The organism is Paenibacillus sp. JJ-223, assembly GCF_927798175.1.
Classification (GTDB): domain Bacteria; phylum Bacillota; class Bacilli; order Paenibacillales; family Paenibacillaceae; genus Paenibacillus; species Paenibacillus hubeiensis.
In genome coordinates, this window is sequence record NZ_CAKMMP010000008.1 from 100,187 (window position 1) to 125,617 (window position 25,431).

The 25,431-nt window shown below is 49.3% G+C and carries 28 protein-coding genes and 1 tRNA gene; 7 read left to right on the plus strand and 22 right to left on the minus strand.

Annotated features, from left to right (window positions below):
* Positions 1 to 460 precede the first annotated feature (460 nt).
* Together L6H98_RS15605 and L6H98_RS15610 are read right to left on the minus strand one after the other, a co-directional pair.
* A complete protein-coding gene (locus L6H98_RS15605; RefSeq protein WP_236416513.1) occupies positions 461 to 871 on the minus strand; it encodes a DUF2000 family protein in 411 nt (136 codons plus the stop codon).
* Positions 868 to 1,431 (minus strand): hypothetical protein, encoded by a 564-nt coding sequence (locus L6H98_RS15610; RefSeq protein WP_236416516.1) that lies wholly within the window; start codon positions 1,429 to 1,431, stop codon positions 868 to 870. The genes L6H98_RS15605 and L6H98_RS15610 overlap by 4 nt, the downstream gene beginning before the upstream one ends.
* A 205-nt stretch (positions 1,432 to 1,636) precedes the next feature.
* Here L6H98_RS15610 and L6H98_RS15615 point away from each other — a divergent pair, with 205 nt between their 5' ends.
* Both L6H98_RS15615 and L6H98_RS15620 read left to right on the plus strand, forming a co-directional pair.
* Entirely contained in the window at positions 1,637 to 2,878 is a 1,242-nt protein-coding gene (locus L6H98_RS15615) for an ATP-grasp domain-containing protein (protein ID WP_236416519.1), read from the plus strand.
* A gap of 65 nt (positions 2,879 to 2,943) precedes the next feature.
* Positions 2,944 to 4,263, plus strand: a complete 1,320-nt coding sequence (locus L6H98_RS15620; protein ID WP_236416521.1) for an MFS transporter — start codon at positions 2,944 to 2,946, stop codon at positions 4,261 to 4,263.
* Between the two features lie 1,046 nt (positions 4,264 to 5,309).
* Here L6H98_RS15620 and L6H98_RS15625 read toward each other — a convergent pair.
* The 8 genes from L6H98_RS15625 to L6H98_RS15660 all read right to left on the minus strand — a co-directional run bounded on the left by L6H98_RS15625 (position 5,310) and on the right by L6H98_RS15660 (position 9,725).
* Positions 5,310 to 5,627, minus strand: coding sequence for a DUF1292 domain-containing protein (locus tag L6H98_RS15625; protein ID WP_236416523.1), 318 nt, complete (start codon positions 5,625 to 5,627; stop codon positions 5,310 to 5,312).
* A gap of 97 nt (positions 5,628 to 5,724) precedes the next feature.
* Entirely contained in the window at positions 5,725 to 6,279 is a 555-nt protein-coding gene (locus tag L6H98_RS15630) for a copper amine oxidase N-terminal domain-containing protein (RefSeq protein WP_236416524.1), read from the minus strand.
* Positions 6,280 to 6,491: 212 nt separating this feature from the next.
* Positions 6,492 to 7,232: an SDR family oxidoreductase gene (locus L6H98_RS15635; protein ID WP_236416525.1), complete on the minus strand. Its 741-nt coding sequence runs from the start codon at positions 7,230 to 7,232 to the stop codon at positions 6,492 to 6,494.
* Between the two features lie 4 nt (positions 7,233 to 7,236).
* Positions 7,237 to 7,851: a TetR family transcriptional regulator gene (locus tag L6H98_RS15640; RefSeq protein WP_236416526.1), complete on the minus strand. Its 615-nt coding sequence runs from the start codon at positions 7,849 to 7,851 to the stop codon at positions 7,237 to 7,239.
* 337 nt (positions 7,852 to 8,188) lie between these two features.
* Positions 8,189 to 8,389 carry a hypothetical protein gene (locus L6H98_RS15645; protein WP_236416527.1) on the minus strand — a complete coding sequence of 67 codons (201 nt, stop codon included), beginning with the start codon at positions 8,387 to 8,389 and terminating at the stop codon, positions 8,189 to 8,191.
* A gap of 218 nt (positions 8,390 to 8,607) precedes the next feature.
* Complete coding sequence (locus L6H98_RS15650) at positions 8,608 to 8,787, minus strand: hypothetical protein (RefSeq protein ID WP_236416528.1); 180 nt, start codon at positions 8,785 to 8,787, stop codon at positions 8,608 to 8,610.
* An 82-nt stretch (positions 8,788 to 8,869) separates the two neighbouring features.
* Positions 8,870 to 9,427: a YdhK family protein gene (locus tag L6H98_RS15655; protein ID WP_236416530.1), complete on the minus strand. Its 558-nt coding sequence runs from the start codon at positions 9,425 to 9,427 to the stop codon at positions 8,870 to 8,872.
* 225 nt (positions 9,428 to 9,652) lie between these two features.
* Positions 9,653 to 9,725: transfer RNA gene (locus L6H98_RS15660), tRNA-Val, on the minus strand.
* 149 nt (positions 9,726 to 9,874) lie between these two features.
* On the opposite strand from L6H98_RS15660, the gene L6H98_RS15665 reads away from it, so the two are divergent.
* The 3 genes from L6H98_RS15665 (at position 9,875) to L6H98_RS15675 (ending at position 11,195) form a co-directional block, all read left to right on the plus strand.
* Entirely contained in the window at positions 9,875 to 10,126 is a 252-nt protein-coding gene (locus tag L6H98_RS15665) for a hypothetical protein (protein WP_236416533.1), read from the plus strand.
* A gap of 243 nt (positions 10,127 to 10,369) precedes the next feature.
* On the plus strand, positions 10,370 to 10,813 hold the full coding sequence (locus L6H98_RS15670) for a GNAT family N-acetyltransferase (protein WP_236416536.1): 444 nt from the start codon (positions 10,370 to 10,372) through the stop codon (positions 10,811 to 10,813).
* A gap of 145 nt (positions 10,814 to 10,958) precedes the next feature.
* The gene (locus L6H98_RS15675; RefSeq protein WP_236416540.1) at positions 10,959 to 11,195 is read left to right on the plus strand and encodes a DUF3892 domain-containing protein; all 237 of its coding nucleotides are present in this window, start codon (positions 10,959 to 10,961) and stop codon (positions 11,193 to 11,195) included.
* A gap of 90 nt (positions 11,196 to 11,285) precedes the next feature.
* Here the strand turns inward: L6H98_RS15675 and L6H98_RS15680 are convergent, their stop codons facing one another.
* The 4 genes from L6H98_RS15680 to L6H98_RS15695 all read right to left on the minus strand — a co-directional run bounded on the left by L6H98_RS15680 (position 11,286) and on the right by L6H98_RS15695 (position 12,600).
* Entirely contained in the window at positions 11,286 to 11,570 is a 285-nt protein-coding gene (locus L6H98_RS15680) for a hypothetical protein (protein ID WP_236416543.1), read from the minus strand.
* A complete protein-coding gene (locus tag L6H98_RS15685; RefSeq protein ID WP_236416545.1) occupies positions 11,564 to 11,776 on the minus strand; it encodes a hypothetical protein in 213 nt (70 codons plus the stop codon). The genes L6H98_RS15680 and L6H98_RS15685 overlap by 7 nt, the downstream gene beginning before the upstream one ends.
* 150 nt (positions 11,777 to 11,926) lie before the next feature.
* The gene (locus L6H98_RS15690) at positions 11,927 to 12,244 is read right to left on the minus strand and encodes a DUF3889 domain-containing protein (protein ID WP_236416547.1); all 318 of its coding nucleotides are present in this window, start codon (positions 12,242 to 12,244) and stop codon (positions 11,927 to 11,929) included.
* Between the two features lie 50 nt (positions 12,245 to 12,294).
* Positions 12,295 to 12,600, minus strand: coding sequence for a hypothetical protein (locus L6H98_RS15695; RefSeq protein ID WP_236416549.1), 306 nt, complete (start codon positions 12,598 to 12,600; stop codon positions 12,295 to 12,297).
* Positions 12,601 to 12,830: 230 nt separating this feature from the next.
* Between L6H98_RS15695 and L6H98_RS15700 the strand changes: the two genes are divergently transcribed.
* Positions 12,831 to 13,733, plus strand: a complete 903-nt coding sequence (locus L6H98_RS15700) for a manganese catalase family protein (protein ID WP_236416551.1) — start codon at positions 12,831 to 12,833, stop codon at positions 13,731 to 13,733.
* Between the two features lie 284 nt (positions 13,734 to 14,017).
* Here L6H98_RS15700 and L6H98_RS15705 read toward each other — a convergent pair whose 3' ends face one another.
* The 4 genes from L6H98_RS15705 to L6H98_RS15720 form a co-directional block, all read right to left on the minus strand.
* Positions 14,018 to 15,733 (minus strand): ABC transporter ATP-binding protein, encoded by a 1,716-nt coding sequence (locus tag L6H98_RS15705; protein ID WP_236416552.1) that lies wholly within the window; start codon positions 15,731 to 15,733, stop codon positions 14,018 to 14,020.
* Between the two features lie 163 nt (positions 15,734 to 15,896).
* A complete protein-coding gene (locus L6H98_RS15710) occupies positions 15,897 to 16,928 on the minus strand; it encodes an iron ABC transporter permease (RefSeq protein WP_236416735.1) in 1,032 nt (343 codons plus the stop codon).
* 3 nt (positions 16,929 to 16,931) lie between these two features.
* Positions 16,932 to 17,990 (minus strand): iron ABC transporter permease, encoded by a 1,059-nt coding sequence (locus L6H98_RS15715; protein ID WP_236416554.1) that lies wholly within the window; start codon positions 17,988 to 17,990, stop codon positions 16,932 to 16,934.
* Positions 17,991 to 18,287: 297 nt separating this feature from the next.
* Complete coding sequence (locus L6H98_RS15720) at positions 18,288 to 19,025, minus strand: glycerophosphodiester phosphodiesterase (protein ID WP_236416555.1); 738 nt, start codon at positions 19,023 to 19,025, stop codon at positions 18,288 to 18,290.
* Positions 19,026 to 19,233: 208 nt separating this feature from the next.
* On the opposite strand from L6H98_RS15720, the gene L6H98_RS15725 reads away from it, so the two are divergent.
* Positions 19,234 to 19,506, plus strand: coding sequence for a hypothetical protein (locus tag L6H98_RS15725; RefSeq protein WP_236416557.1), 273 nt, complete (start codon positions 19,234 to 19,236; stop codon positions 19,504 to 19,506).
* Positions 19,507 to 19,940: 434 nt separating this feature from the next.
* Here the strand turns inward: L6H98_RS15725 and L6H98_RS15730 are convergent, their stop codons facing one another.
* The 4 genes from L6H98_RS15730 to L6H98_RS15745 form a co-directional block, all read right to left on the minus strand.
* Positions 19,941 to 20,525: a TIGR00730 family Rossman fold protein gene (locus tag L6H98_RS15730; RefSeq protein ID WP_236416559.1), complete on the minus strand. Its 585-nt coding sequence runs from the start codon at positions 20,523 to 20,525 to the stop codon at positions 19,941 to 19,943.
* 239 nt (positions 20,526 to 20,764) lie between these two features.
* Positions 20,765 to 21,184: a hypothetical protein gene (locus tag L6H98_RS15735; protein ID WP_236416560.1), complete on the minus strand. Its 420-nt coding sequence runs from the start codon at positions 21,182 to 21,184 to the stop codon at positions 20,765 to 20,767.
* A gap of 21 nt (positions 21,185 to 21,205) precedes the next feature.
* The gene (gene ung / locus L6H98_RS15740) at positions 21,206 to 21,874 is read right to left on the minus strand and encodes a uracil-DNA glycosylase (protein WP_236416561.1); all 669 of its coding nucleotides are present in this window, start codon (positions 21,872 to 21,874) and stop codon (positions 21,206 to 21,208) included.
* A gap of 294 nt (positions 21,875 to 22,168) precedes the next feature.
* Positions 22,169 to 25,090 (minus strand): insulinase family protein, encoded by a 2,922-nt coding sequence (locus L6H98_RS15745; protein ID WP_236416563.1) that lies wholly within the window; start codon positions 25,088 to 25,090, stop codon positions 22,169 to 22,171.
* Between the last annotated feature and the right edge of the window lie 341 nt (positions 25,091 to 25,431).

Here is a 25,431-nt window from a genome sequence, read left to right on the forward strand (position 1 = left end):
GGCGAAAACCACAAGGAGGACGTCCACAGTGGTCAATCGAATCGAGTGATACGAATGCCATTCGGAGCTTTTGAAGGAACAACAGGCCGTAGCGTTGATTCCCCGAAAGAGAAATCACCGAGTGATCCCAACATATGATCGATATGTCTACAAAGAGCGCCATTGGGTGGAATGCTTCTTTAATAAAATAGAAGAAATATCGCCGTTTGACAACTCGTTATGATAAATTAGCGTGTACGTTCAAGGCTTTTTTGACGCTGGCATTCATCATGGTGTGGCTTGCTTGAGTTTGAAGACACGCCCTAGATTGTATCAGGTAATGCAAGTTAAGGGCAGATGTCTATCCAAGGATAGATTCTGCCCTTTGTCATGTCCGCACCACGCACAGACAAGATATTCAATTCTATCTCATCATCAATAAAACTGCACCGCCGCTGAAGCGCCTACGTCATGCCTTCCCTTATCTCATGACACTGAACTTCTTAGTCATGGCCCGAACGGCTTCATCTTCTCCCCATATAATAACTCCCACCACTTTGGTGGCTTCCAAAGCCATATTCGCAATTTCACTCGCATATTGTTCAAATGCGTTATTGAGTGACCGCCCAGTCTGAGAAAAAACAAGAAAATTCAATCCGCCATCGTGTTCTGAGCAGGATTTGACCAGGTTAATGAGTTGATTCTCCCCGGCCTTTAGAATGACCGTGCTGTATTGAATACCCGCATGCTGAACACCGCTCTGATCCAGTACAGGTTGACTCGAATATAACTCAGGCTCGTTCAGGGAGGCTTGTCCCATCAGAAGGGCTGCCACATTCGCTGCGGCTCCAGGCTCCAGATTTTTATCCAGTATAATAGCGATTCTTTTCATATGAGTGCATTCACCCTCTGTGTATTTTTCGTAAAACATACCCAAGGCATCTGGATTCCCTCGCGCAGCACCTTGTAAGTCACCAGTCCGTAATGATCCGCACAGAGCTGGTTCGTGAGCGCAAGCGATCTCTCCGTATTTAGCATAACTTTCCTGCAAGCCTCAGGGTTCGATGATACCGTGCAGTTCTCTCTATAGATGATATCAAGTTCGGTCAACAAGTATGTAGTCGCCGGATGATGATAGATAATATCGATCTGTTCTGGGCATACCACCTGAAAACCAGACAGCACCAGTGCAGGAATCTTCTCTACAAAGCTTTCAGATACCACGAGATCTGAATCCATAATGAAGCTGTTAAGCTTGGGATACGCTCCAGGAACCAGGAGACAGGAAATCTCGCCTGATTTCAGGTCATCTGCTGCCGCTTCGAATTCGGGGTATGGCTTAATCAAATCAGAATTATCCATTTTTTTTGCAATATGCATACTGCAAGTCAGGAAGCCTTCATCGTCACCCAATGTGCCCAGTATAGCGTATTTCCCTCTAGTTATCTCCATTTATTTCTATATCCTCCTTTTTATTTCTATTTCCGGTATGATAGTATACCATATAATCCCTATTGTCAATTAACACTTTAACGCAACAAAAATATGTATAATTGTTCATAATGTTTTACAAAAAATGTATTTAATATGGAAAATAATGAGTTATAATGTTGAGAAAACCATTTTTCCTATTTTTAACTTTGTTCAAGGAGGTCCCATGAAAACGATCGTCTACATATCTGATTTCAGACTGCCTTTCGGCCTAAACTTCGTGAAACCACTTACCAAATTCACAGATCACAAAAGAATTCTGATTATTGAACAGCATCAATTACATCACCCCGAGCGGCTTCAGGATTATTTTGATGAAATTCGCTACGTCGATCACCTCGAATCCTACGATGCCATTCGGGAGCATGTTCTACAGATCAGGCAAACCCATTCGATTATCGCTTTGTTAACTCCAGGTGAGAATGCCATTGAGATCGGCGGGCAGCTCCGCTCCGAATTTGGCATCCCCGGTATGCAGCGCAATCAGGCCGAGGCGGTCCGTAATAAATGGATTATGAAACAAATGCTTCATCAACGCGGAATTCGTACGTCCAAAATAGCAATCGCTCTGCAAGAGCAGGACTATTTTCATTTCTCTGCTGCCCATGGATTCCCGATCATTGTAAAGCCACTTAGCGGTTACGGAAGTATCAATACCTTCAAGTTGTCCAGTATGGATGAGCTCTCACATTATCTGCAGCACACTAGACATGAGCTGCAGAGGGACCTGCTGGAAGAATTCATTCACGGTACAGAGTTTCACTGTGACTCCATCGTGTCCAAGGGAATCGTTGTATTTTCCTCTGTCTCTCAATACCTTTACAACTGTCTGGACATTGCAACCAAGCAGAAACCTCCGGCTAGCATTACGTTCCCCAAAGGCGCTAACGCGAACGTTATCAGGCGTATCCAAGAGATCAATTCACAAGCCATTGCTGCCCTTGGGATTAATCAATCTGTAACCCATGCCGAGCTGTTTCTCACGCCGGACGGAGAAGTGGTATTTGGAGAGATCGGGGCAAGAATCGGGGGCTCACAAGTTATGCCGCCTTGTATCAAAAACACCCATGGCGTAGATCTTTTTGAAGCCGTAACTGATCTGGAGGTTGGCATATATACTTTTACACAGCAGCAAACGAACAACAAATTCACGGGCATGATCTGTTTTCCTTCACGCGCGGGTGTCATTCAACGAATATCAGGAATCGACGATTATAAGGATGTTTCTGGCATTATTGAGTTCAAGGTTTCTTATGAAATAGGGCAGCGTGTAGGAGATGTGAACGATACGATGACACGATCAGGATTTGCCATTGTTGAAGGGGAGTCGTTTGAGGAATTGCGTCAGACTTTGCTGGACTTGTATGATCGATTCGTCATTGAGGTTGAGGTTGCCGAAACTGTATAGATTCGGACATACACCTTACGATTTATTTTATGGAATTGGGGTTTTCTTGGGGAGGATTGGAACGATTGTCTTTATCTCTATCCAAAACATACGCGGGACTAAGCCGCGATGTCTATTATCTCTGTTTGGCCAGAACCATTAACAGCACTGGAGATTTTATATTCTCGTTAATTACCTTGGTCCTTACGCTCCAGCTTGGTATGAATGTGGTCAGTGCAGGCATTTTTGTAGCCATGGCGGCCTTGATTAGCGGTCCCGGCGTATTGCTTGGAGGCTATTTAAGTGATCTGATGGGCAAAAAAACGATTATTGTCATCGGGCAGCTGTTGTCTACATTGATGATTATCAGCTGCTCCTTCTGGTCGGGCACGATAACCATTGGTTATCTTCTGATTGCAGTCATGTTTTTCATCAGTATTACCCGGCCTGCCTATAACGCCTTAATTATTCAACTGTGCACAGAGGAGAAGGAGCGCAAATCTGCCTTTTCTCTCATGTATCTTGGAGCCAATCTAGGCATAGCGCTTGGACCACTCATTGCCGGTTTTTTTATCAAGGATCACGTGCATATCGTCTTTATAGGTATCGGCACAGTGTTTCTGATCTCCACCTTGATCATCTTGAAGCGGGTTCATGTCGGTGCGGGCAACAAAGCAATGGAAACCGGAGACCATGCACATCAGATGCAACAATCACAAAAGAAACATCCCAACCATCAACATCAACAAGTATTGAAGCAATCGGCTCCTTCAATATTTAAGTTGCTATTGAGAAATCCGCTCGTCGCCTTCTTCATCGCAGTGTCATTTCTTAATTATTTTATCTACATGCAATACTCGTTTAGCCTTCCACTTCAGATGAATCATTCGTTTGGAGAGAATGGAGCTGCTTATTATGGGTCTGTCATGACCATTAATGCGATCAGTGTTATTATTCTCACCACGTTGGTCCTGTCTGCTACCCACAGCTTCACAGCTCAGAATTCCATAGCGGCAGGTGCACTCTTTTATGGAATTGGATTTGGCGTTCTCTACCTGCTGAGCGATTTGCCTCATTTCGCTATCGTTGTTTTTTCCACTGTGCTGTGGACCATCGGGGAGATTCTGGTGCAAACCAATATCAACCTGTATATCGCGTCACGTGTACCCGATACCCATCAGGGAAGGTTTAACGGCTTGCTGTTATTCGTAGGTTGTCTCGGTTACACACTTAGTCCATATTTGACCGGCCTTTTCATTCGAAGCGTAGATATGGAGAGTGTATGGATTGTTATTCTGGGTATCAGTCTGTTCTATGCGTTATGCATGTCCCTTCTCTCGTATATTGAAAAAAGCTCCCCTACCAAACGCGAAATGGATTCAACAGATTTATCAAAAAGTATCTAATTCTTTGTGAGTAGAAGCTCTCTACTATAGCTTAAACGAGGAATCAAAAAGTAAAGGGATCACTCTGAAGTGACCATTTTGGGGAAGTACCAGCGAAGCTGACAGCACTCGCAAAGTAGATAGTATTAAATGGGGAATCTATGGCTAACTTCGTTGTATTCCTCCTGTGCATCAGTGATGGCAAGCTTGGAATAGACTTCTACTTCAGGCCTTCATGCCCCGAATACGGTTGGATCAGCATCATCAATGCCTTGTTTTTTAAGCCACGTTAAAAGAAAAATGCCGCATCATGGTCTGTCGTTGATTAAGCTCAGAGCGGTATAGAACAAGAGCGGGTTATCGAAAAGATAGCTTGCTCTTGTTTTGTTCAAAAAGAGTGACGGAATTCAGCAGGCAAATGGAACGGATGGCGAGGCCTCTTAAAAAAGAAGGAGGTTACGTCAGATGGATGAGTATGCGAACTCATTAAAAAGAAGACTGACATCTCTCTATAACCTTCTGCATTTGAACGCAGTTTATGATCTCGCAACAGACGTCTTTCTGGCCTGTATTTGCCCTCGGGTGGAGAGTTTGATTTGATCGGAACGTTCATCTGACACTCACCAAAAAACAATCCAAAGAAATCAAGGCTCAGCCTGAGATGTATAAGTTCGTTCCTCCCACGTCAAACTTTGATTTTTTGGATTTGCATGAAAATTTGTTTTATCCGATTTCATTTTGAGTGGTTCGTTTCATCCTGCCAAGTGGAGCCAATGAAATGATTCTGACCAATCTTTCAGGTCTGACGTATTGTCCTGCAAAGAGACGAGAGTCCATCACCCAAGAGATTTTCGCCAGAATGAACAGGTACAATTTCGCTGAGATGATGACCTCGCACGTCATCATTTCGGGAATGGATATTTTTCAAGCGGATTTTTTCTCCGTTTTGTTTGCTATACGCTTTTTCCTTGCTTGCACTAAAAAAAACGGCACAGATTGTTCTCCCATGCCGTTTCGAGTCCATAAATTCACTTTGTTTTGTCTATTGAACTTATTTGGAGCCTGACTTATTCCTGTCCTGCAACGAGTTCGTTATAAGCCGCTTCAACACGGCTCCACTCTGCTTCGTCTTCGATATTGTAGAGTACCATTTCCTCGTTTTCTTCTTCCATGCGGAAAATGATACCGTCAGCTTCAGGATTGTTACGTTCCAGCAGGAGCGCATAAACATGGTCTTCCACGTCAAACGTCTCCACCAAAACCATCTCCACGTCGTTTCCGTTCTCGTCTGTCAGCGTCAGAAGAACTTCTTCATGCTCGTGGTCGTGGTCATGATCGTGACCGCAGCCGCAGGCATCGCCGTGTTCATGTGTGTGATCGCTCATTGATATACCTCGCTTCATCGATTGAAATTGTGTAACCTTGCATATCGTAACATGTTCATAGTGCCAGGTCAATTTCGACCGCGGGCGTGATTCGGGTTTATTCGTTTAGTGCGGTAATGACTTTCTCGGCGACCTGCACGTAATTGCTGTTTGCATTTTCCTTAATATGAAAACCGATTGAATATTTGCCTGCGCGGCTGAAATCATACGTGAAATCATACGTGCGGAACCAGAAGTTATCTTTCTGGGTTGTCAGCTCCTGGGACTGAATATCCTTCACCTGCCCGCTCGGGTTCGTAATCGTCAACTTCACGGCAGCCACATCGGTCGTCAGACTGTCGACTTGTGAGAACACGTTGAACTTCAGCTTGCCCACGTTCACGTTGCCAAATACAGTGTCTCCTTTGAACAGAAAAATATGTACATTGGGCTTAATCACCGTCACCCGCTTGCTACTGTTGTCCCATTTGGCGATGCCGCCCGCTTCCCTCACAGGAACATAGGTGGTTCCGTCAATCAAATAACCGCCGTCAGCCGCTTCCTTGCCATTGATGAGTACCCGAATCTTCTCGTTCACGGAATCTGCAAACAGTAGAGATCCGCCAAGCAAGGAAAATATGCTGACACAGAGCAAGACCCTCTTCCACTTCATGCGCCAATTTCCCTCCCCTGCTGCTGCTGTTGTACATTTATACTGCAGATTCGCTCACAAAGTTGCGCCGTTTTTCATTATTTTTCATTTTTTATCCAACATTTTTTCCACTCCATGGATTGAAAAAAAGAGATTTCCTGTGTGTCAGGAAACCTCCATGATTTCGTTGTTGCCAACCCCTTCTCAGCCGAAGCAAATTCACATGCCCATGCTCAAATGAAGCCGCCGTTGGCACGCAGCGTTTGTCCGGTAATCCACCGGGATTCAGGCCCGACTAGGAAAGAAACGACGTCGGCAATGTCTTCCGGTTCCCCCAGCCGCCCAAACGCATTCAATTTGCGCATGCCTTCTATCTGCTGCTCCGTTTTTCCCTCAGTAAACAATTCAGTAAGGACCGGACCCGGCGCCACCGCGTTAATCGTGATTTGCCTGGACCCGAATTCCTTCGCCAATTGGCGCGTGAATTGCTCCACGGCTCCTTTCGTGCCAGCATACACGCTGTAAGCCGGAAACATTTGCCCCACTACCGAGGTGGAGAAATTGACGATGCTTCCGCCTTCCGTCATATGTTTCATCGCCTGCTGGCATGCAAAAAACGTCCCCTTCACATTGATCGCAAACTGTTGGTCAAACTCCTGCTCCGTGACATCGGCAAGCGGCGTTGTTTTCATGATGCCTGCATTGTTAACCAGAATGTCCACTTTGCCTAACTGGGCAATCGCCTCTTCAAACAGCCGTTCAACCTCCTCCTTGCGTGCAAGGTTAGCTTGGACAACGGCTGCGCGTACGCCTTTTTGCCGAATGGCCTGTGCCGCCGCCTCAGCATGGACAACATTGCTTGTATAGTTGATTACGATGTCCGCGCCCTGGTCTGCCAGTTTCTCCGCAATGGCGCGTCCGATGCCGCGTGATGAGCCTGTTACGATCGCTACTTTGCCGCTTAAATGGTTCATAAGTCTACTTCCTCTCCGCTTGTAATTGGATAAGCCCTTTCTCTACCAAGTTCCATACCTGGCCGAATTCCGCTTCAATGGCACCCTGTTTCCATTCGTAGGCATGTGCCGGGTGATGAAAACGAGCAGTGGATTGCAACACGGCGGCCGCGATATTCCCCGAATTGGCAGCGTCAAAAAGGTGGTTCTTTTCAAGAATTTCCCGGATCTGCGCGATCATGTTCCGCACATGGGCTTGGATAATGTCAGCCGATTGCTCCGTAACTTTGGCGTACAAATCAAACAACTCGGCATCCGTCTCGGCATAATGACGCTTCCGCTGCACCAAGGTTTGAATATAGGCATGAACGTGACGGATACCTTGGCCCGAAAGCTCCCGGTCTTTAACGATTTCATCCAACCGGGCAATGATCTCCTCTTCAAGCCATTTCTCGGTGACGGCCTCAAACAGTTCTTGTTTGCTCGCGTAATGCCTGTATATGGTACCGTGGCTTACGCCAAGACGTTTGGCGACATCCGTCACTGAGGATTTGGCCGCTCCGTAGCGCCTTACCGTATCCTGCGTAGCTTCCATAATCTGCTCTTTGGTCAAAAATTCAGTTGCTTTCTGTTTGGTCATTTGTTTGCAAGATGGCCCCAGCCTTCTTCGCTCACCTCCGTTGCAGATAGAATACCACAGCGAATGACGAATGACAAATTTTATTTTTTGTCACTGTTAATCATCAATGATCTCGAAGTTGCACGAAAATGGCAAAGACAGCGCTCTAATCCAAGCATAGGACACAATTTCGATTCAGTTGGAACGGGAATATCCATGCTGAACCCGAGCTGATCGCGAGCCCATAGGCTAAAACGCATACAAAAAGGATCAACCGGAAATTTCCGACTGATCCATATCATCGTTTCACATCCATTCGGCGCATATTGAACGTATGCTGCGCGTAGATAAATAAGCGTTATGAGGAGATATGACGAGTCAGGATGCAGGGCACGCCTTTGCCAACCGCTCCATCCAGTCTCATTCTGGCAGCATACTCCGTCCCTCGGGCACAAGGGGTTTTACATCGTTCGCATACATCCGAAGTGACCAACTTCATCGATACGCGAACCTTGTCACTCTTTGCTGCCGAAGCCTTTTTGCCTTTTGCTTTTGCCATTCCGATTCCCCCGCTTCCCATATTGCTTGTTGAAGTACAGCATTATATGGAAATTCGCCTAGAGGTGTGCATGCATCAAATGTGATGGCGAGCAGGGCGTCGGTATACGAGTCGATCACAACGCTTAGTATGAGGATTGAACCATGGTTCGACGTTCAGGCGCAAAAAAAGCCTCTGTTCAGAGGCTTCGCAGCAAATGCAGTTTAGTTGTTTAGTGCTTAGAACACATATATAAACAACAGGAAAATGCCCACAAAAATCCCGGCAACAATCAGCCAGTTACTGATTTCTGTCCAAATGCTGGTGCCTCCGGCTAGCAACTTTTGCTCATTCTCCTCGTGACGCTGCTGGTGCGTATAACTTTCGGAGCCATGGGGTGGCTTACTGAAGTCCATCATATCCATTCTCCTCCTGTTTACTAAGTCGTTTTTGAATCTCTACTAAACACCAGATCACTTCAAATTTGGAATAATTCGAAACTCAATCAACAGCCAGCTCTTGTTCGGTCACCCATTTATGGTTGCGAACCATCTCTCCATCTGTTGTCGACTTGTAATCAACCATATAAACGGTCGTTAGTTCGGCGGTCTCGACCGTCGCTGCGGCCCCCTTCATTCCTGGCATATGGTCGGCTTGGAGAATGACCTCGTCGCCAGGCTCATACGGCTGATCAGCAGAGTCCTTTATTTCTTCGTGAATAACCCATTTATGGTTTTCTACGGGATGGCCACCCGTTGTCGGTTTATACGTAACAGCGTAAGCAGTGGTTTCATATGCACCGACAATCGTAGCTTTAGCCCCCTTCATACCGGGCATGTGATCTGCATTCATCGTTGCCTTGCTCCCGATCGGAAAGGTCGGATGGCTTTTCTCCTTCAGATTCGCGGGCAGCTCGCCCGAGCCGGAATGATGCATCTCCTCCATGTTTCCTTCATGGTTCGAACTGCTAACTGGCTGCGGTTCGTTTTTTCCGCATCCGCTGAACACAATCGTGCTGAGAAGCAATATAGCAAGTCCGATGCTGGCCGTCTTTTTCATGAGTAATCTCCTTTAATGAATAGAGTTGGAATCACTTTTCATAATATACCCATATAGGGTATATTTCAATCATCAAAAAGTCAGCCAAGCGGAGGAAAACGTCGACATGGGGTTTCGGAGCTTTCGTTCGAACTTGTTGATTCGTCCCCCAACTTCATTTATTCATAGCTTATTATCTGGATCGGCAAAAGAAAAGAAGCCTTGCTGCGCAAGGCTTCTTTTGTATGATCTGTAGTGGGCTCGAACCACTGACCCCTACCCTGTCAAGATAGTGCTCTCCCAGCTGAGCTAACAGATCAGATCAAATATTAAATGTTGTATCGATCAAGTAACAGTATCATACCAAGTAAACGCGTACACTGTCAATCCTTTTTTTTAACGTTATATTTTCGCTGATTTTGAGCACACTATGGTAAGATTACCAATTAAGTAATGGAGGTCCAACCTTTGAATAATATGCCGGAATCCAAAACCACTTCCCATCCGATCATTGCCCGTTTGTGCTTCGGTTCAATCTCCCTGCTGATGTGCATTGTTATTACGGGCTGCAGTCTGGAGAAGGATGAACGCACGGTGCAAATCCAGCAGCTGATGCAGCCCAACGAAACGAACGATCTACCTGTGTGGCGGGACGTTTATTCCAACTCCGTTCAGCATGACGTTTACTCCCCGCGAGGACATGTCGAATCTCTGCCTTGAACAGGCCTCGATTCGGAAGGCTTCACTCCTCCTCATCCCATTTTCGAGAATAGGCCTTCTTGGTAACAAAGTACATAAGAACCATCATTCCAAGCGACATCAAAATGGCAATGACCACAACTCCCGCCATACCCCACCCTCACCACTTTCCCATATATTCCCTCAACTATACAGCATCCGCCGTTTTTTGTATAATTTCAGACGGATATGTTATGCCAGAATTGAAAGAAAGAAGGAATGGAATTGGCAGCGGAGATTAGCTATGCACAGACAGAGGAACAACTTCAACAAGCGTTGGACATTCGCCATGATGTATTTGTGGTAGAACAACAGGTCCCGGCTGAAATCGAGATCGACGATTATGACGTCATTAGCGCGGACGTGCATCACGCATTGCTTCATGTGGACGGACAACCCGTTGGGACGGGCCGTTTGGTCTATTATGCTGACGATACGGCCAAAATGCAGCGCATCGCCGTGCTTAAATCCTATCGCTCGTTCGGCTACGGCCGTGTGCTTCTGCTGGCCATGGAAGAGCGGGCGCGTGAGCTGGGCCTTGCTTATTCCGTGCTGGATGCCCAGTGCCAAGCACAAGCTTTTTACGAAAAACTGGGATATGAAGTAATCTCCGCGGAGCCTTTTTACGATGCAGGCATTTTGCACGTCCGGATGAGAAAAAGCCTGTAACAACTTGCTTGCTCCCGCCAGAGGAGCACCATTGCTCCCCATGCAAGCAGATCGCCAATCGCTCTCTTTACGCATATTATTCATGCAATGGGGCCAACCTACCTAAGGAAGGATTCCATTCGCAGCAGACAAGGAGAGTGTACAGATGGATGCAACGAATCGTGAAACGTTCGTGGCCGTGCAGAAAAACGGCGATGGCGACCTGACCGCTTTCCAGACTTCCACCGGGCGCGTGCTGGATTATCAACAAGCATTGGCTGAGGTGAAGTCCGGTGCCATTTCGGGCGTGAACGTCTTTAAAGGCAGGGATGGAGAAATGTACATCCGCGGCGACGCCGATGGCGATCCAACCAACAACCTGGATCAACTTCCCCCATTCTAAAGCCCGGATGCAGTCATGCATTCCACTGGCAAGCACCCTTCCATCCTCTTGGATATTGGATCGGTGCTTGTTTTCTTATGGATAGGACGTTCAGTATTCCATAAAATACTTGACCGCAAGGTCGCCGGCAGGCTCGCTCTTACGTACAGGCTGCGGCGGCTGCTCCCATGCTTGCAATATGCGAATGCCCTCCAACGAAGATTTATCCTCCCACAAAATATGCTGCCTGCGTTCAAGCTCCAGCAAAGACTCGCGAATCAACGCCTTGCTTCTGCCCGTTTTGTTCTCCAGTTCATCCATCCTTGGCATACGGCGCCGCTGTCCAGCGTAATTCACGATAATACGCAATATTTTTCGTTCAAAATCATTCAGCATACTCCCGCCTCCTTGTCCTTACCGGAAATAGGACGCCATGCCAATATGCCTTGCTCCAGAAACGTCCGCGGCGAACCGTCGGCCCCGGAAGATGCTCGGATTTTCCCGCTCTTGACGCTATTGATCCGGATCTCGCGCTGCGTGATGCGTCCTGCCCGATCCATGTAAACGAGTTCGATCATCTGACCGACATATTTGTCAATCATGCCATTCCCTCCAATAAGAACATTTGTTTGCTTTTATTATATGCGAACATAAGTTCTTTATTCAACCTCCAAAAAAAGGATGCTCACGCCATATAAAAAAGCCGGAACCCCCGTCTTAGGGTAACCGGCTTCCATCCCGCCTGTTTCACACTATTGATTTTCAACCGTGAACTCCACGTTTTTCAACATTTGCGTATCCGGATTGAAATTGACGCGTACATTTACGGCAAATTCCTTTCCGTTTTTGTCTTTCACCCACAGCTTGAACTGTTCCTGGGACAAACCGCCCGCAAGCGGCGAACGGCCGATATGTTTGTAATCCAAAATGTCGACATCATATTTGGCCTGCGTCTCTTTGACTGCAATCAATCCCCATTTCGCATAATCGGGAATCGGAGAAGCCGATCCTGTCCCACCGCCGGTCGCGCCAAGCAATACTGCAATAAGAATAATAAAGAGTGTCCTCATTATTTTCCCTCCATAACCGCATTTCTATTAGCGTGCCCAAGCTATTTAATTCATAGCCACACACGAACCAAGAACACCATCGGATGCGTGAATGCCCGGACCATACTTACTGCTCCACCCAATGAAAGAAGCTCGTCCCCAAAACTTATTCCCCAATCCACCGACATGGCGGACGGGGATGTTCCCGTATCTTGGGTCAGCCCGTATTTTTCGGCAAGCCGATCTGCCGTCTCCTGGTCAACACCGCCTTGTTCAAACGCAAACGTCACCTCTGTGCTCGAAATCTCAGCCCCCAAAAGGATCACAAGTACCGTCCAAAGGATCATGGCAGCTCGCCATAATTTATGTTTTCTCACTGAAATCCCCCTCATCCCTATCCATTCAATCCTTTAAAGCCAATAAGGCATTTCATCTGATTGTATCGAAAATTCAACCGGCTTGGAAATAACAAAACATAGGTTCTTCAGGACTGCGACTCCCGACTCAATCCTCCAATAAATGGTTTATTCCCATCATTTCAAGTGTAATAGCCCTTGTCGGAACGATCCTTCATTTCGCAAAATGATGATGAGGAGGCTATCTCGGTATGTTCAAACGTATGGATGAAATCGCCATTGAAATTCCTGACGTCCACAAGCCCGACCCGAACGCCGCAGCAGCCGTGCAAGAGCTGCTGGGAGGTAAGTTCGGCGAAATGTCCACCTTGAACAATTACCTTTACCAATCTTTTAATTTCCGCGCAAAAGACAAACTCAAACCCTTCTATGATTTGGTGATGAGCATCACGGCCGAGGAGCTTGGCCATGTCGAACTGGTCTCGCATGGCATCAACAAAATCCTGCGCGGCTCCACCGAACACAAAACCCCGGATCAAACGCCGTTGGACCCGGTTAAAGACGCAAGGCTTTCCTATCATTACCTCGCCGGCGCACAAGGAGCCATGCCCGTAGATTCAATGGGCCATCCGTGGACCGGAGCAAACGTATTCAACAGCGGCAATCTGGTGGAAGACCTGCTGCACAACTTTTTTCTCGAATGCGGGGCGCGAACCCACAAAATGAAAGTTTATGAAATGACCGACCATCCCGCGGCACGGGAAGTGGTCGGCTACCTGCTGGTCCGCGGCGGCGTTCATGTCGTGGCATATGCCAAAGCTTTGGAAGTGGCAACAGGAGTCAACGTGACCAAACTGGTGCCGATCCCTTCCTTAAACAACAAAGCTTTCACCGAAGCCCGAAAATTCGAGGACAAAGGCGTCCATCGCAAGCTGTACACATGGAGCGAACAGGATTTCAATACCCTTGGACAGATTTGGAAGGGTACGCATCCCGAGGACGATCAGCCGTTGGAGGTCATTCAAGGCGCACCCGAAGGTGTGCCCATCAAGGAATATCCCGCAGCCGAAGAGGAATTCGCGCCAGGCATCTCCGAGGAAGATTTCAAAGAAATCGCACGCCGGTTGAAAATCGCCGGGAATATCCACGAGTAGATCATGATTTTCCCGAAATCATTCGAAACGGCATGCCTGCAATCCAAAACAAACGGGTGCGGTGAATGGATTTTCGATGATCCAATCACCGGGGAGGGCCTGCCGTTGTCATGCCCAGACTCATAAAACATCCACTTTCGCGGGAAGTATGGGCCGGCCTCCCCCAACATGGCCTAAACGCTAAGAACGCCTTCACGGTTCTTCCCGAACCGGCTGAAGGCGTTTTGTGGTGTATTGGTTTGAAAACATAGGATGAAACACAGGACGACTCTAGAGCAAAGGGCTTACGCGCCAAATTGCGCATAATGCAAGCGGCTGTATACGCCTCCTGCGGCAAGCAGTTCATCGTGACGGCCCTGCTCGGTAATGCCTTGTTCGGCAACGACGATAATGCGGTCCGCATTTTTGATCGTAGCAAGCCTATGGGCAATGACCAGCGTGGTGCGTCCCTCGGACAGCTCGGAAAGCGACTGCTGAATGGCGGCTTCCGTCTCGGTATCGAGCGCGGATGTCGCTTCATCCAGGATGAGGATCGGCGGATTTTTCAGGAACATCCGGGCAATCGACAGTCGCTGCTTCTGTCCCCCGGACAGCTTCACGCCGCGTTCGCCAATCAATGTATCCAGCCCTTCGGGCATGGAGCTGATCAATGCTTCCATTTGGGCACGGCGTGCCGCATCCCAAATTTCTTCCTCCGTGGCGTCCAGTTTGCCGTAGGCTATGTTTTCGCGGATCGTGCCGTCAAAGAGGAACACATCCTGCTGCACGATCCCGATATGGCTGCGCAACGATTCGAGCTTCATTTGCCGGATATCGTGTCCATCGATCGTAATACGGCCGCCTAACACGTCGTAGAAACGCGGCAGCAGACTGCACATCGTGGTTTTGCCTGCTCCCGAAGGGCCGACGAGGGCTACCGTCTCTCCGGCTTGAATGCGGAGATCGATGCCTTTCAACACAGGCTCCTGATCGGAATAACCGAAGGTGACATTTTCATAACGGATATCTCCTTGTAAATGCGGCACGCTGGACGCGCCCGGTTGGTCCTGAACGTCAGGCTCCGTGTCCAGCAGCTCCATGTAACGCCGGAACCCAGCGATTCCTTTCGGGTACGTCTCAATGACGGAGTTGATCTTCTGGATCGGTGTCAGGAACACGTTGGACAACATGATAAACGCGATGAATTCGCCATAACTCATGCTGTCGTTCAATACAAACCATGTACCGCATACAAGCACGAACAGCGATACCAGCTTCATCAACACATAGCTGATGGAGGAGTTCCAGGCCATGATTTTGTAAGCGAGCAGTTTCGTTTGGCGGAAGCGGCCGTTATTCACGGCGAATTGCGCCATTTCATGCTCTTCGTTGGCAAACGCTTGAACGACGCGAATTCCCGTAACGTTGTTCTCTACACGCGCATTGAAATCCGCAATGTCCCCGAACATCCGGCGAAACGCCTTCGACATTTTGCTTCCGAAATACATGGATAAATAAATGATGAGCGGAATGATGATAAACGTCAGCACGGCAAGCTTCGCATTGATGCTGAACATGATGCCGAACGCTCCTACCAGAGTCATGATCGCGATGAATACGTCCTCAGGACCGTGATGGGCGATCTCTCCGATATCCATCAAATCGTTGGTCATGCGGGATACGAGGTGACCTGTTTTGGTATTGTCGAAAAACCGGAAGGACAGCTTTTGTACATGGTTGAACAACGCTTTGCGCATGTCGGTCTCGATGTTGATGCCGAGCTTGTGCCCCCAATACGTCACGACATAGTTCATGAAGGCACTCAGCAGATAGACGGCCAGCAAGCCTAAGCATGCCCAAAGAATCCAGTCCCAGCGCCCGCCGGGCAGCAGCTCGTCGACCACTTTGTTCACGGCTAGCGGAAACGCCAGCTCAAGGGCAGCAACGAGAATGGCGCAAGTAAAATCCAGGATAAACAGCTTTTTATAGGGCCTGTAATAGGCAAAGAAACGGCGTAGCATGGACGAAGGTCCTCCTTATCGCTACCACATCGCAAGGGCAATGGATGAATTTTTTATCCGTTCGGAAAGAGTGCACTTTCAGAGCGTGATCTTCCTGATCATTGTAAGAAAAGCTTCTGCTATGTGCAGTTTGTTTTCTTGAAATGCGCGTCAGTAGACGCTCCTATCTCGTTCTGCTGAGCAGATACAGGAAATACGGCGCACCCAGAATAGCCACCAGGATACCCGCCGGAATTTCGGACGTCTCCAGCATGACGCGTCCCAGCGTGTCAGCCACCAAGACGAGCAATGAGCCGATCAGTGCCGAGGCAGGCAGCAAAAACTGGTGTTTGGGACCGACGAGACGACGAGCCAGATGCGGTCCGATCAAACCGACGAAGCCGATCCCGCCGCTGACGGATACGCACGAACCGGCAAGACCGACTGCGGCAGCAAGCAGAACCAGCCGTTCCCGTTCGACGGGTGCGCCCAAACCGGTCGCGGTCTGATCGCCAAGATTCAGGACATTCAACACCCGCGCCTTATACAGTACGACAGGCACAAGAATGAGAATAAACGGCAGCAGCGCCGTGACGAACTTCCAGTTGGAGCCCCAAATGCTGCCGGCCATCCATGTAGCCACAAATTGGTATTTCTCCGGGCTCAAACGAAGTGTAAGCACGATCATTGCCGCGCTGATCCCTGCAGCAACACCAATCCCGGTCAACAGCATGCGGGTCGGCACGATGCCCTCTCCTTTTTTGTAGGAAAGCACGTAAATCAGGAATGCAGAGAAAGCGGAGCCGATTAAGGCAAGAACCGGCAGCAGGAAAATAGGAGCAGCCGTCGTTGTCGGGAAAAAGGAAACAAATAACATGACGACCAGGCCGGCCCCGGCGTTAATGCCAAGAATCCCCGGGTCTGCCAGCGCATTGCGGGACACCCCCTGCAAAATGGCACCGGACAACGCAAGCCCGGCACCCACCAGCACAGCAATGACGATTCGCGGCAAGCGGAATTCGAACAAAATCAATTCTTGTTTATCCGTACCGCCGCCGAACAAGGTTTGCAGCACTTCAAACGGCGTTAACCGGATATGCCCTGTGTTCATGCTGATTATGAACGAAGCAACAATCAAAGCAGCAAGCACAATGATGACGATCGTATTCTTGGTTTTCTTTCTGCGCTCTGCACCTACCCTGGTTGAGGAAGTCATCATTTACAGAGACCTCCTTTCATTGCGTGCCAGATACAGGAAGAACGGAACTCCGATCAAGGCAATAAGCGCACCGATCGGTGTCTCGTGAGGCGGGTTGATCATGCGGGCAGCCAGATCGGCGAACACAAGCAGCAAGCTGCCCAACACGGCCGAACAAGGGATAATCCAGCGATAATCGACCCCGACCAGTTTTCGCGTGAGATGCGGGATGATCAAGCCAACGAAACCGACTGCACCCACGACGGATACGGCTGTGCCAGCGAGAATGAGCACGATAATCAAGCCGATCAATTTGACCAAACCGGTACGCTGACCAAGTCCGACCGCGATGTCTTCCCCCAGGCTAAGCAGCGTAATGGACCGGGAAATGAGGAATGAACCAATAAGGGCAGCCACTACCCAAGGCAGCATGACCTGCAAATGGGACCACTTTGTTCCGGCCACGCCGCCCGCTGTCCAGAAGGCCAAGTCTTGCCCGATTTTGAAATACAACGCAATGCCTTCGCTCAGCGCGGACAGCATGGCGGCTACCGCCGCCCCTGCCAGAACGAGGCGAATCGGTGTAAGTCCTGATTTTGAAGCAGCACCGAAACCGTACACCAGCAGAACGCCCAACCCCGCACCGATGAACGAATACATGATGATGTACATGTAAGACAGTCCCGGAAAAAAAGCAAAACAAATCGCCAGCGCGAAACCTGCGCCGGCGTTCAGGCCGAGCAAGCCCGAATCCGCGAGCGGGTTGCGGGTCATGCCCTGCATGATGGCGCCGGCTACGGCGAAGCAGGCTCCAACCATGGCACCCCCGAGAATGCGTGGAAATCGAATTTCCCATATGATCTGATGCGGTGTCAGGTCGGGATTGAAATGAAAGATGGCCTGCCACACCATGCCGAGTTTGATATCGGCTGCACCGAACGAAATGGATAACGCCATGCCGAATATAAGCAGCAGGATGCCCCCTGTCAGTATAAGCGTGGCCGTCCACGGGCGAGTGTGTATTTTTGCCGTCGGTGAATCCTTTGTGCCGCGACTTTCGACTGAAGCTTTTGTACTCATGCTCGTCCACCCTTGTTATGAGCGAAGCTTGCAGACCTTATGTACATAACAATCACCTCTCTACATATGCCGAACTTTTAATGATATTGATATTGATTCTCATTCCCATACATCATTGTATGTCAACGATGTCACTCTGGCAATGGATAAATCGGACAAGTTTGATGTATAAATGAGTATTGCGTACAAAAAAAAGAAGCCGCTTCCGGCTTATTGTTTCCAAACCATGAGCAAACACATGTAAAAGCACGGAACAATTCCAGTTCCGTGCTTCTCTTATGCATCATAGTTTCCAAATTATTGTGTAGGCGCATACGTTCCCATCAGCGCAGCCATGACGTCCGGCACATCCGTAATGATGGCCTGTACACCCATATCCATCATGGCCCGGATTTCGGCCGGGTCATTTACGGTGAATGGATGAACCGTAATTCCGTGCGCCAGAGCCGCAGCCACCTCTTCCCGCGTTACGGCCCATTTGTACGGATGGAGGGCCGAAGCTTCCAGCTTGGCCGCGTAATCGTACGGACGGTACAATTTTTCCATGTAAAGCAAGGCCGTACGAATCTCCGGCGCAAGACGCTTGCATTTGACCAAGGAAGCATGATTGAAACTGGAGATAATGACCTGTTCTTCCAATCCCCATTCCCTGACGGCATGCACAACCTTTTCCTCCATGCCCCGGTAACCGACAATACCGTTTTTCAGCTCCAGGTTGAGCAACGTATTTTTTCCCCGAATCAGGTCGAGCAACTCTTCAATCGAAGGAATCCGCTCCCCTGCAAACTGCTCATCAAACCAGGAGCCCGCATCAAGCGAACGCAAATGCTCATATGCAGCGTCCTTCACCCAGCCCTCTGCCCCGGCCGTCCGATTTAACGTCTCATCATGAATGAGCACCAGCCTGCCGTCGCTTGACATCTGAACATCTGTCTCGATGCCTGTCGCTCCAAGTTGCAGTGCCCGGTCAAACGCCACCATCGTATTTTCGGGACATACAGCAGATGCTCCCCTATGCGCAATAATCTCGACCATTTCGCAATCGCTCCTTCGAAATTTTCATTCCTTGCCACCCCATTGCTACTATACTGACGATTTGTCACACGGGTATTAACAGAACGTATAATGAAGTCATTCAGCGGGCTTGGGGAAACACTCATTTTTGCGAACTCAATCTGCAAATCCACATAACATGGTATAAACCATAGAAAAGCAGTACACTCCGCCATAAGGAGGTTGACTTTTGAAGTACTCCAGCCCAAAAAATCGGAGCTCACCTTCCCGCCCGCATGCCTCCCCGTCAAAGTCGGCGTCCAGGCTCTCCAGACCTACCGTACGCACCAAAAGCTATTCCGCTCCAACGACAACCATGCCAAATACAATGGCCGAAGCCGACCATACGCTGGATAAACTCGCTGTCGTTGCCGCCATTCTCTCCCTGCTCGCGGCCATCCTCGGTCTATACATTGCTTGGAAAACCTTATACCACCCCGGCCAAACGGCCATTGTGGTATGAATCGATGCAGCCGGGCTGAACGACTCTTGTATTTGTCCTGCTTCCGTCAAACGTGTAAAAACCGGGGGCAGGACACCTTCCATTGATTTGATCCATTTTTCGCGAAACAACAAAAAAACCGTTCCCTGAGAGCCGGCAGCGAACCGGCGCCTCAACGGAAAGGCTGATGTATGGGGCCTGCGATCATACCCCTGACGAAATGTGTGATCCCTAACAGATGAAGGTGCGACAAATGATGACCAGCAGGATGAACAGGACGAGAATTGCTCCTGTCGACGTCCAGTCTCCGTAGCCACAGCAACCATAGTCCGTACCTTTGATTTCGCTCATGAGTGACACACTCCCCTCTTCGAAAGTACACTATAGTCTATGTGTCAGTCCTGAACTTGATTGGGCGAAGCGGAAGCTATGGCGTGAACAAACGGTGACTTTATTTAATCGACACCAAGCTCCGACCATTTCTGAGTCAATGGTGCGGGAACGTAAGCTTCCATGCGGGCAAGCAGGTCGGCCGGATCCGATTCAAGGCTCCACAAGCTCAAATGGGACGTATTCGAAAATCCTTCGTGCACGCTATGCTCCACCATTTTCATCAGCGGTTCGTAATATCCGTTCACATTCAACAGTCCGACAGGTTTGCGATGAATGCCGATCTGTGCCCAGCACAACACCTCGAACAGTTCCTCGAACGTGCCCATGCCTCCCGGAAGCGCAATGAAGCCGTCCGACAGTTCGGCCATCGTCGCTTTCCGTTCGTGCATCGTCCCTACTTCAACGAGCTCGGTCAATCCGCTATGTACGATTTCACCGCGAAACAGACCTGTCGGCATGACGCCGATGACTTCTCCGCCTTGTTCCAGCACGGCATTCGCGACGGCTCCCATCAAACCCATTCGTGATCCGCCATAAACAAGCGCATACCCCCTGCTTGCGATCAATTTGCCCAATTGCACGGCCTGCTCGGTATATTCCGGTTGTCTACCAGGGTTGGACCCTGCAAATACGCATATACGCTTCACGGATGTCACTCCTTTTCTTCTCCATTGTTTTAGTATACAACTTTATTGTCATTCCCATGTTATCTCCGTTCGGCTTTTCCTGGCAAAAAAATACCCGACCGTTTGCAGCCGGCCGGGCTTTCAGTCTTTGCACATCATTTAGAAGGGGTTGTTACATTTAATATAAAGGCCGAAGATTAAATCCATATGATCTTTACATGAAATACATATTAAATTTCTAACACGCCAAGTGATGCCATTTAGCGGATGCCCCGCCTTGAACGAACAACGAAAAGATGCTTGTCCTTGCGAAGCTTCCGTCCATCGGCAATGACGACCTGGTCCTCGTCATGGCGAAGGATCGTTGTCGAGTAGGCGACGATTTTGGCGCGATGCCAGATCATGACCCGTGATTTGAAATAAATGGCATTGTCGAACTGCAATGCCTTCTTCATCACATAGCCGACTTTATGCACGTCGGAACGGGCTTTTTTCAAAGGAAGGCTTTCTTCGGGCAGCGGCCTGATCATGGCGATGTTATCGAACGATACCTTGATTCGCTTGGGTCCAATTCGAACACACTCCGCTTCTTCATCCCATTCCACCAGCGTTCCTTTCAGTGGCTCGCGTATGCCGGATGCGCGATATACTGCTACCTTCCGTCCCTCCCAATGCCGCAATGCCCTCACCTCTCTGTCGTTCTATATTTGCGGTATGCTCCAGTCGATCGGCGCGACGCCATGGGAGCTTAAGAACTCATTTGCCTTGGAGAACGGCCTGCTCCCGAAAAAGCCGCGGTGGGCGGCGAGCGGGCTAGGATGTGCGGATTGCAGCACCAAATGCCGGTCACGGTTGATGAAAGCTCCTTTTTTTTGGGCATGACTGCCCCACAGCATGAATACCATAGGCTCTGAACGCTCGTTCAAGGCACGGATTACCGCATCCGTGAAACGCTGCCATCCAAGACCTTGGTGGGAGTTGGGTTGACCTTCACGCACCGTAAGCACCGCATTGAGCAGTAATACGCCTTGCTCCGCCCAGTGCACCAAATACCCATGCTTCGGAATGGGCAAGCCGAGATCGGCGTGAAGTTCTTTGTAAATGTTCTGCAAAGACGGCGGGATGCGCACATCCGGCATGACCGAAAAGCTTAATCCGTGAGCCTGACCCGCCCCATGATACGGATCCTGGCCAATAATGACCGCTTTGACCTTATGGTACGGGGTCAGTTTTAGCGCGGAAAACAGGTTTTCCTTGGACGGGTAAACGGTCTGTGTCTTATACTCCGCCGCAAGCGCGTAACGAATATCGTTGAAATAGTCCGCCTCAATCTCTTGTTGAAGCACCGTATCCCAATCGTTTCCAAACATTGCATGGACTCCTTTCCTTGATGAATGCATATCCGTGCAGTCCACACCGGGTCCTGCTGCCTGCGCAGCCGTTTGTTTGATCCAACGGCACATAAACTATCCACCATTTTAACATAATGGAAGACAGCTAGCCAGAAAGAAGGATACAGCATCGGATTGTTGACATATGCATCGTGTATTCCCCCCCGAAAAATCAATGGAAAAAGGGATTCCCCGAAGCGAAATAAATCCACCCCGAGAAATCCCTTGACTTGATCCGTCCTTTAGCTCCACCGTGCAAAAGCCTGTTGAAGCTTAATATCGTATCAGATCAAGCGTTTCATCAAATAACCCGCGCTGTTCTTCAATTTTATTCTCATTGCCGATGACACAGCGATACTCGTCTGCCAGGATCGCCGATACGAGCGGCGCAAAACCGACGATGTCGCTTTCCGTTGTGCCCAGCACTTCGTCGCGTTCCCGCTGAAGGTCTTCTTCCGTCACGTTGGACAAATAACACTCCAGGGAGAACACGCCTTCGCCATGAGGCGTACGCGGCGTATCCAGGTCCTGAATAGCACCGATAATGTACCGCGTCATCTCGCGCTCATCCGCTTTGAACTGCTGCAAGTATTGCGGCATTTCCTCATACACCTTGAACGTTTTCTCCAGATTGGGATCACGATAGGAGGCCATGTAACTGTCGCCATTCCGTCTGAACCCCGTCATGCAGCCGTAAGCGCCGCCTTTGGCCCTGATATTCGTCCAGAGATAATCCAGGGAAAGAATGCCCTGCAGCACGCGCAGCGATCCGGTGTACCGATACCCTTTTGCGATGAAATTGCCCGTCTGCACCACATACTGCACCTCCGAAGGAGACTTGAACCCCTCCTTATGATTCACCGGCTTGAACGACGGATCTTCCTTGGGCACATCATGGGTGAACAGTTTTCCTTTCAGTTGGGACACGCGCTGCTCCAGTCCGGCATAACCTTCGTCATCCGCCGTATAGCTCACGAGCAGGTTTTCCGGCCTGAAAATAATGCCGGTCAGTTCCCTGAAACGGTCGGCAAGCTCCTCTTTCCGTTCCTCGTAATGGGCCTGAACCTCCTCCAGCCACTGATAGAAAGAAATGCCGCCCACGGCTTCCCGGAACGAGGCTACCGCAGAGTGTTTGGCCGAGGATCTGCCCATGGCGGCGGAATGGCCGCTGTTGATCAAGCTGCGCTGCAGCTGGCCCTTCAACTGGGAGATGATTTCGTACAGACGTTTGGAGTCATCGAACTTGGAGGTCAGAATGATTTCCTCGATCATGTCAAAGGCAAATCCCAATTTGCTGTACAGCACCTTTGCGCTGAATTCAAAGTTTGCCTTATAGGCGTTAAACTGCTTCGCATCGGCGCTCGCGCTTACATTGGCCGAAATGCCGCCGGAATGAATATGGATTTCGTTAGACAGATCGCTAAACGTGTGGTTCGCCGTATTGACGTAACCAAGCACGCTTTTCAGCAGGCCGACGTAGGGCAGGAGACGTTCCGGCACCGATTTGACGTCAAACAACAGTTTCAGGTATCCGATCCCGTTGGTGTACAAATTATGGTGAACGATCGTGGTGCCGTCTGCCTGTTTCAGCGTCTGATGCAGGACAGAGGCTTTCGGTTCAATATCCTCGATCGACAACGTCGGGATCGCTTGCTGCTGTTCTTTCGTCGACGGTGCATTCTGGTAGTCTGCGAGCGCCTGTGTCCGCTGTACCAGCTCTTGAACTTCCGTCTCGCTCAGTCCGGCCTGCAGCGCCTTCAGCTTCGCCTTGAGCGCTTCCTCCTTGCGCAAATTCAACCCTTTGTCGGGTGTCACCGCAACGAAAGAAACATGCGTATTGTCCAGCAAATAGCGCTGAATCAGTTGTTCAAAGTATCCTTCCTTCATCTTTGTTCTCAGTGCGTCATACACCTCATTGGCTTCAAGGTACATGAACGGCGCCTGATCATCGTACAACCAGCTCTGCAATGTCTGGAGACCGTAGATGAGTCCTTTCGGCATTCTGCCGAAATCGGCCTCGCGATGGTTGAACTCATAGGAATTGATTCCCGCGAGCAGTGCCTTTGGATCGATCCCGTCCCGCACAACGCGTTCAAGCACCTCGCGCACCGTATCGAGGAACACCTGTTTGCTCTCCAGATTACTCTTTTTGAGTCCAATCGTCAGCACAGGCTGGTACAAGCTGTCATCGTATGAACCGTATACATCCTTCGCGATGCCCTTGTCCAGAAGGGCCTGCTTGAGAACAGCGCCTGGCGCGTTAAGGAGTGCGTACAACAAAATTTCGAGCGAAATGTTCAATTCTTTGTCCAACGTCGTTCCAATGACCGCATTGTATGTCAGGAAGCTGTTGTCGGTTTCCGATTCGGTGCTGCCGGCAGAATAACTCGTCACGACGTCCACGCGTTCTGCAAAAGGGGATTGCAGGCCGATGGCCGAATCCGGCTCTGTCCGATCATAATGGCTCAGATAGGCTTCATCCAGCCAGTTCAACTTTTCCTCCATATCCATGTCGCCATACAAATAGATGTAACTGTTGGACGGATGGTAGTACTTGGTGTGGAAATCCAGCAAACCCTGGTATGTAAGGTCCGGAATGGCATCGGGAATGCCGCCTGACTCGTTGGAGTATGTCGTATCCGGGAACAGGGAATTCAGCACCGCACGGCGCACGACGCGTTCCGGCGACGAGAAAGCACCCTTCATTTCGTTGTATACGACCCCGTTGTACGTTAACTCGTCTTCGGGGGAAGCCAGGTTGTAATTCCAGCCTTCCTGCAAAAATATTTTTTCGTTTTCATAAATGTTGGTGTTCAGTACCGCATCCAGATAGATGTCCATCAGATTGTGAAAATCATGCGCGTTTCGGCTCGCAATCGGATATACCGTTTTGTCCGGATACGTCATAGCGTTCAAGAATGTATTGAGTGAGCCTTTCAACAATTCTACAAAGGAATCTTTGGCCGGAAATTTCTTCGACCCGCAGAGCACCGAATGCTCCAAAATGTGCGGTACGCCCGTATCGTCGCTCGGCGGCGTTCTGAACCCGATATTAAACACCTTATTGTCATCCTCGTTGGACAGCAGCAAAATTCTGGCGCCTGACTTCGTATGTTCCAACAGATAGGCGTCCGCTTTGAGTTCCTCGATCCTGCGCTCCTGCAATACTTGGTAAGCCTGAAGATTTTTCAACATATACCGAGTCCTCCATCATCAGAAATGGTTTGTGCCTGTAAAAATCTCTGTAATTTATCCCGCAAGATAAAGGTAATTAATGACTATTTCCTCATTATACACGATCACTCGCCGTCTTCCTAACCGAGGTTTTTTCCCGACAGAACGCCGTCTTAGATCCTATGTTTGGAGGATTGCGATTATGAGATTATACTTCCGTACAGCTATTGCATCGGGCAATTTTGCATACTGCTTGCTTCGATCCTAAAGTTCGTCCCCAATCCGCCCCCCAAAGAAGAAATAATGCACTCGTTCCCTTTGAATCGGGAGAGTTCATTCAAAATACAAAAAAAGGAAATCCC

What these genes read in the sequence shown, in the direction of transcription:
- L6H98_RS15605 (WP_236416513.1), bottom strand. Translation starts at nt 871, where the DNA reads ATGAAAAGAATCGCTATTATACTGGATAAAAATCTGGAGCCTGGAGCC.
- L6H98_RS15610 (WP_236416516.1), bottom strand. Translation starts at nt 1,431, where the DNA reads ATGGAGATAACTAGAGGGAAATACGCTATACTGGGCACATTGGGTGAC.
- L6H98_RS15615 (WP_236416519.1), top strand. Translation starts at nt 1,637, where the DNA reads ATGAAAACGATCGTCTACATATCTGATTTCAGACTGCCTTTCGGCCTA.
- L6H98_RS15625 (WP_236416523.1), bottom strand. Translation starts at nt 5,627, where the DNA reads ATGAGCGATCACACACATGAACACGGCGATGCCTGCGGCTGCGGTCAC.
- L6H98_RS15630 (WP_236416524.1), bottom strand. Translation starts at nt 6,279, where the DNA reads ATGAAGTGGAAGAGGGTCTTGCTCTGTGTCAGCATATTTTCCTTGCTT.
- L6H98_RS15635 (WP_236416525.1), bottom strand. Translation starts at nt 7,232, where the DNA reads ATGAACCATTTAAGCGGCAAAGTAGCGATCGTAACAGGCTCATCACGC.
- L6H98_RS15640 (WP_236416526.1), bottom strand. Translation starts at nt 7,851, where the DNA reads ATGACCAAACAGAAAGCAACTGAATTTTTGACCAAAGAGCAGATTATG.
- L6H98_RS15645 (WP_236416527.1), bottom strand. Translation starts at nt 8,389, where the DNA reads ATGGCAAAAGCAAAAGGCAAAAAGGCTTCGGCAGCAAAGAGTGACAAG.
- L6H98_RS15650 (WP_236416528.1), bottom strand. Translation starts at nt 8,787, where the DNA reads ATGATGGACTTCAGTAAGCCACCCCATGGCTCCGAAAGTTATACGCAC.
- L6H98_RS15655 (WP_236416530.1), bottom strand. Translation starts at nt 9,427, where the DNA reads ATGAAAAAGACGGCCAGCATCGGACTTGCTATATTGCTTCTCAGCACG.
- L6H98_RS15675 (WP_236416540.1), top strand. Translation starts at nt 10,959, where the DNA reads ATGGATGCAACGAATCGTGAAACGTTCGTGGCCGTGCAGAAAAACGGC.
- L6H98_RS15680 (WP_236416543.1), bottom strand. Translation starts at nt 11,570, where the DNA reads ATGCTGAATGATTTTGAACGAAAAATATTGCGTATTATCGTGAATTAC.
- L6H98_RS15685 (WP_236416545.1), bottom strand. Translation starts at nt 11,776, where the DNA reads ATGATTGACAAATATGTCGGTCAGATGATCGAACTCGTTTACATGGAT.
- L6H98_RS15690 (WP_236416547.1), bottom strand. Translation starts at nt 12,244, where the DNA reads ATGAGGACACTCTTTATTATTCTTATTGCAGTATTGCTTGGCGCGACC.
- L6H98_RS15700 (WP_236416551.1), top strand. Translation starts at nt 12,831, where the DNA reads ATGTTCAAACGTATGGATGAAATCGCCATTGAAATTCCTGACGTCCAC.
- L6H98_RS15705 (WP_236416552.1), bottom strand. Translation starts at nt 15,733, where the DNA reads ATGCTACGCCGTTTCTTTGCCTATTACAGGCCCTATAAAAAGCTGTTT.
- L6H98_RS15710 (WP_236416735.1), bottom strand. Translation starts at nt 16,928, where the DNA reads ATGACTTCCTCAACCAGGGTAGGTGCAGAGCGCAGAAAGAAAACCAAG.
- L6H98_RS15715 (WP_236416554.1), bottom strand. Translation starts at nt 17,990, where the DNA reads ATGAGTACAAAAGCTTCAGTCGAAAGTCGCGGCACAAAGGATTCACCG.
- L6H98_RS15720 (WP_236416555.1), bottom strand. Translation starts at nt 19,025, where the DNA reads ATGGTCGAGATTATTGCGCATAGGGGAGCATCTGCTGTATGTCCCGAA.
- ung (WP_236416561.1), bottom strand. Translation starts at nt 21,874, where the DNA reads ATGTTTGGAAACGATTGGGATACGGTGCTTCAACAAGAGATTGAGGCG.
- L6H98_RS15745 (WP_236416563.1), bottom strand. Translation starts at nt 25,090, where the DNA reads ATGTTGAAAAATCTTCAGGCTTACCAAGTATTGCAGGAGCGCAGGATC.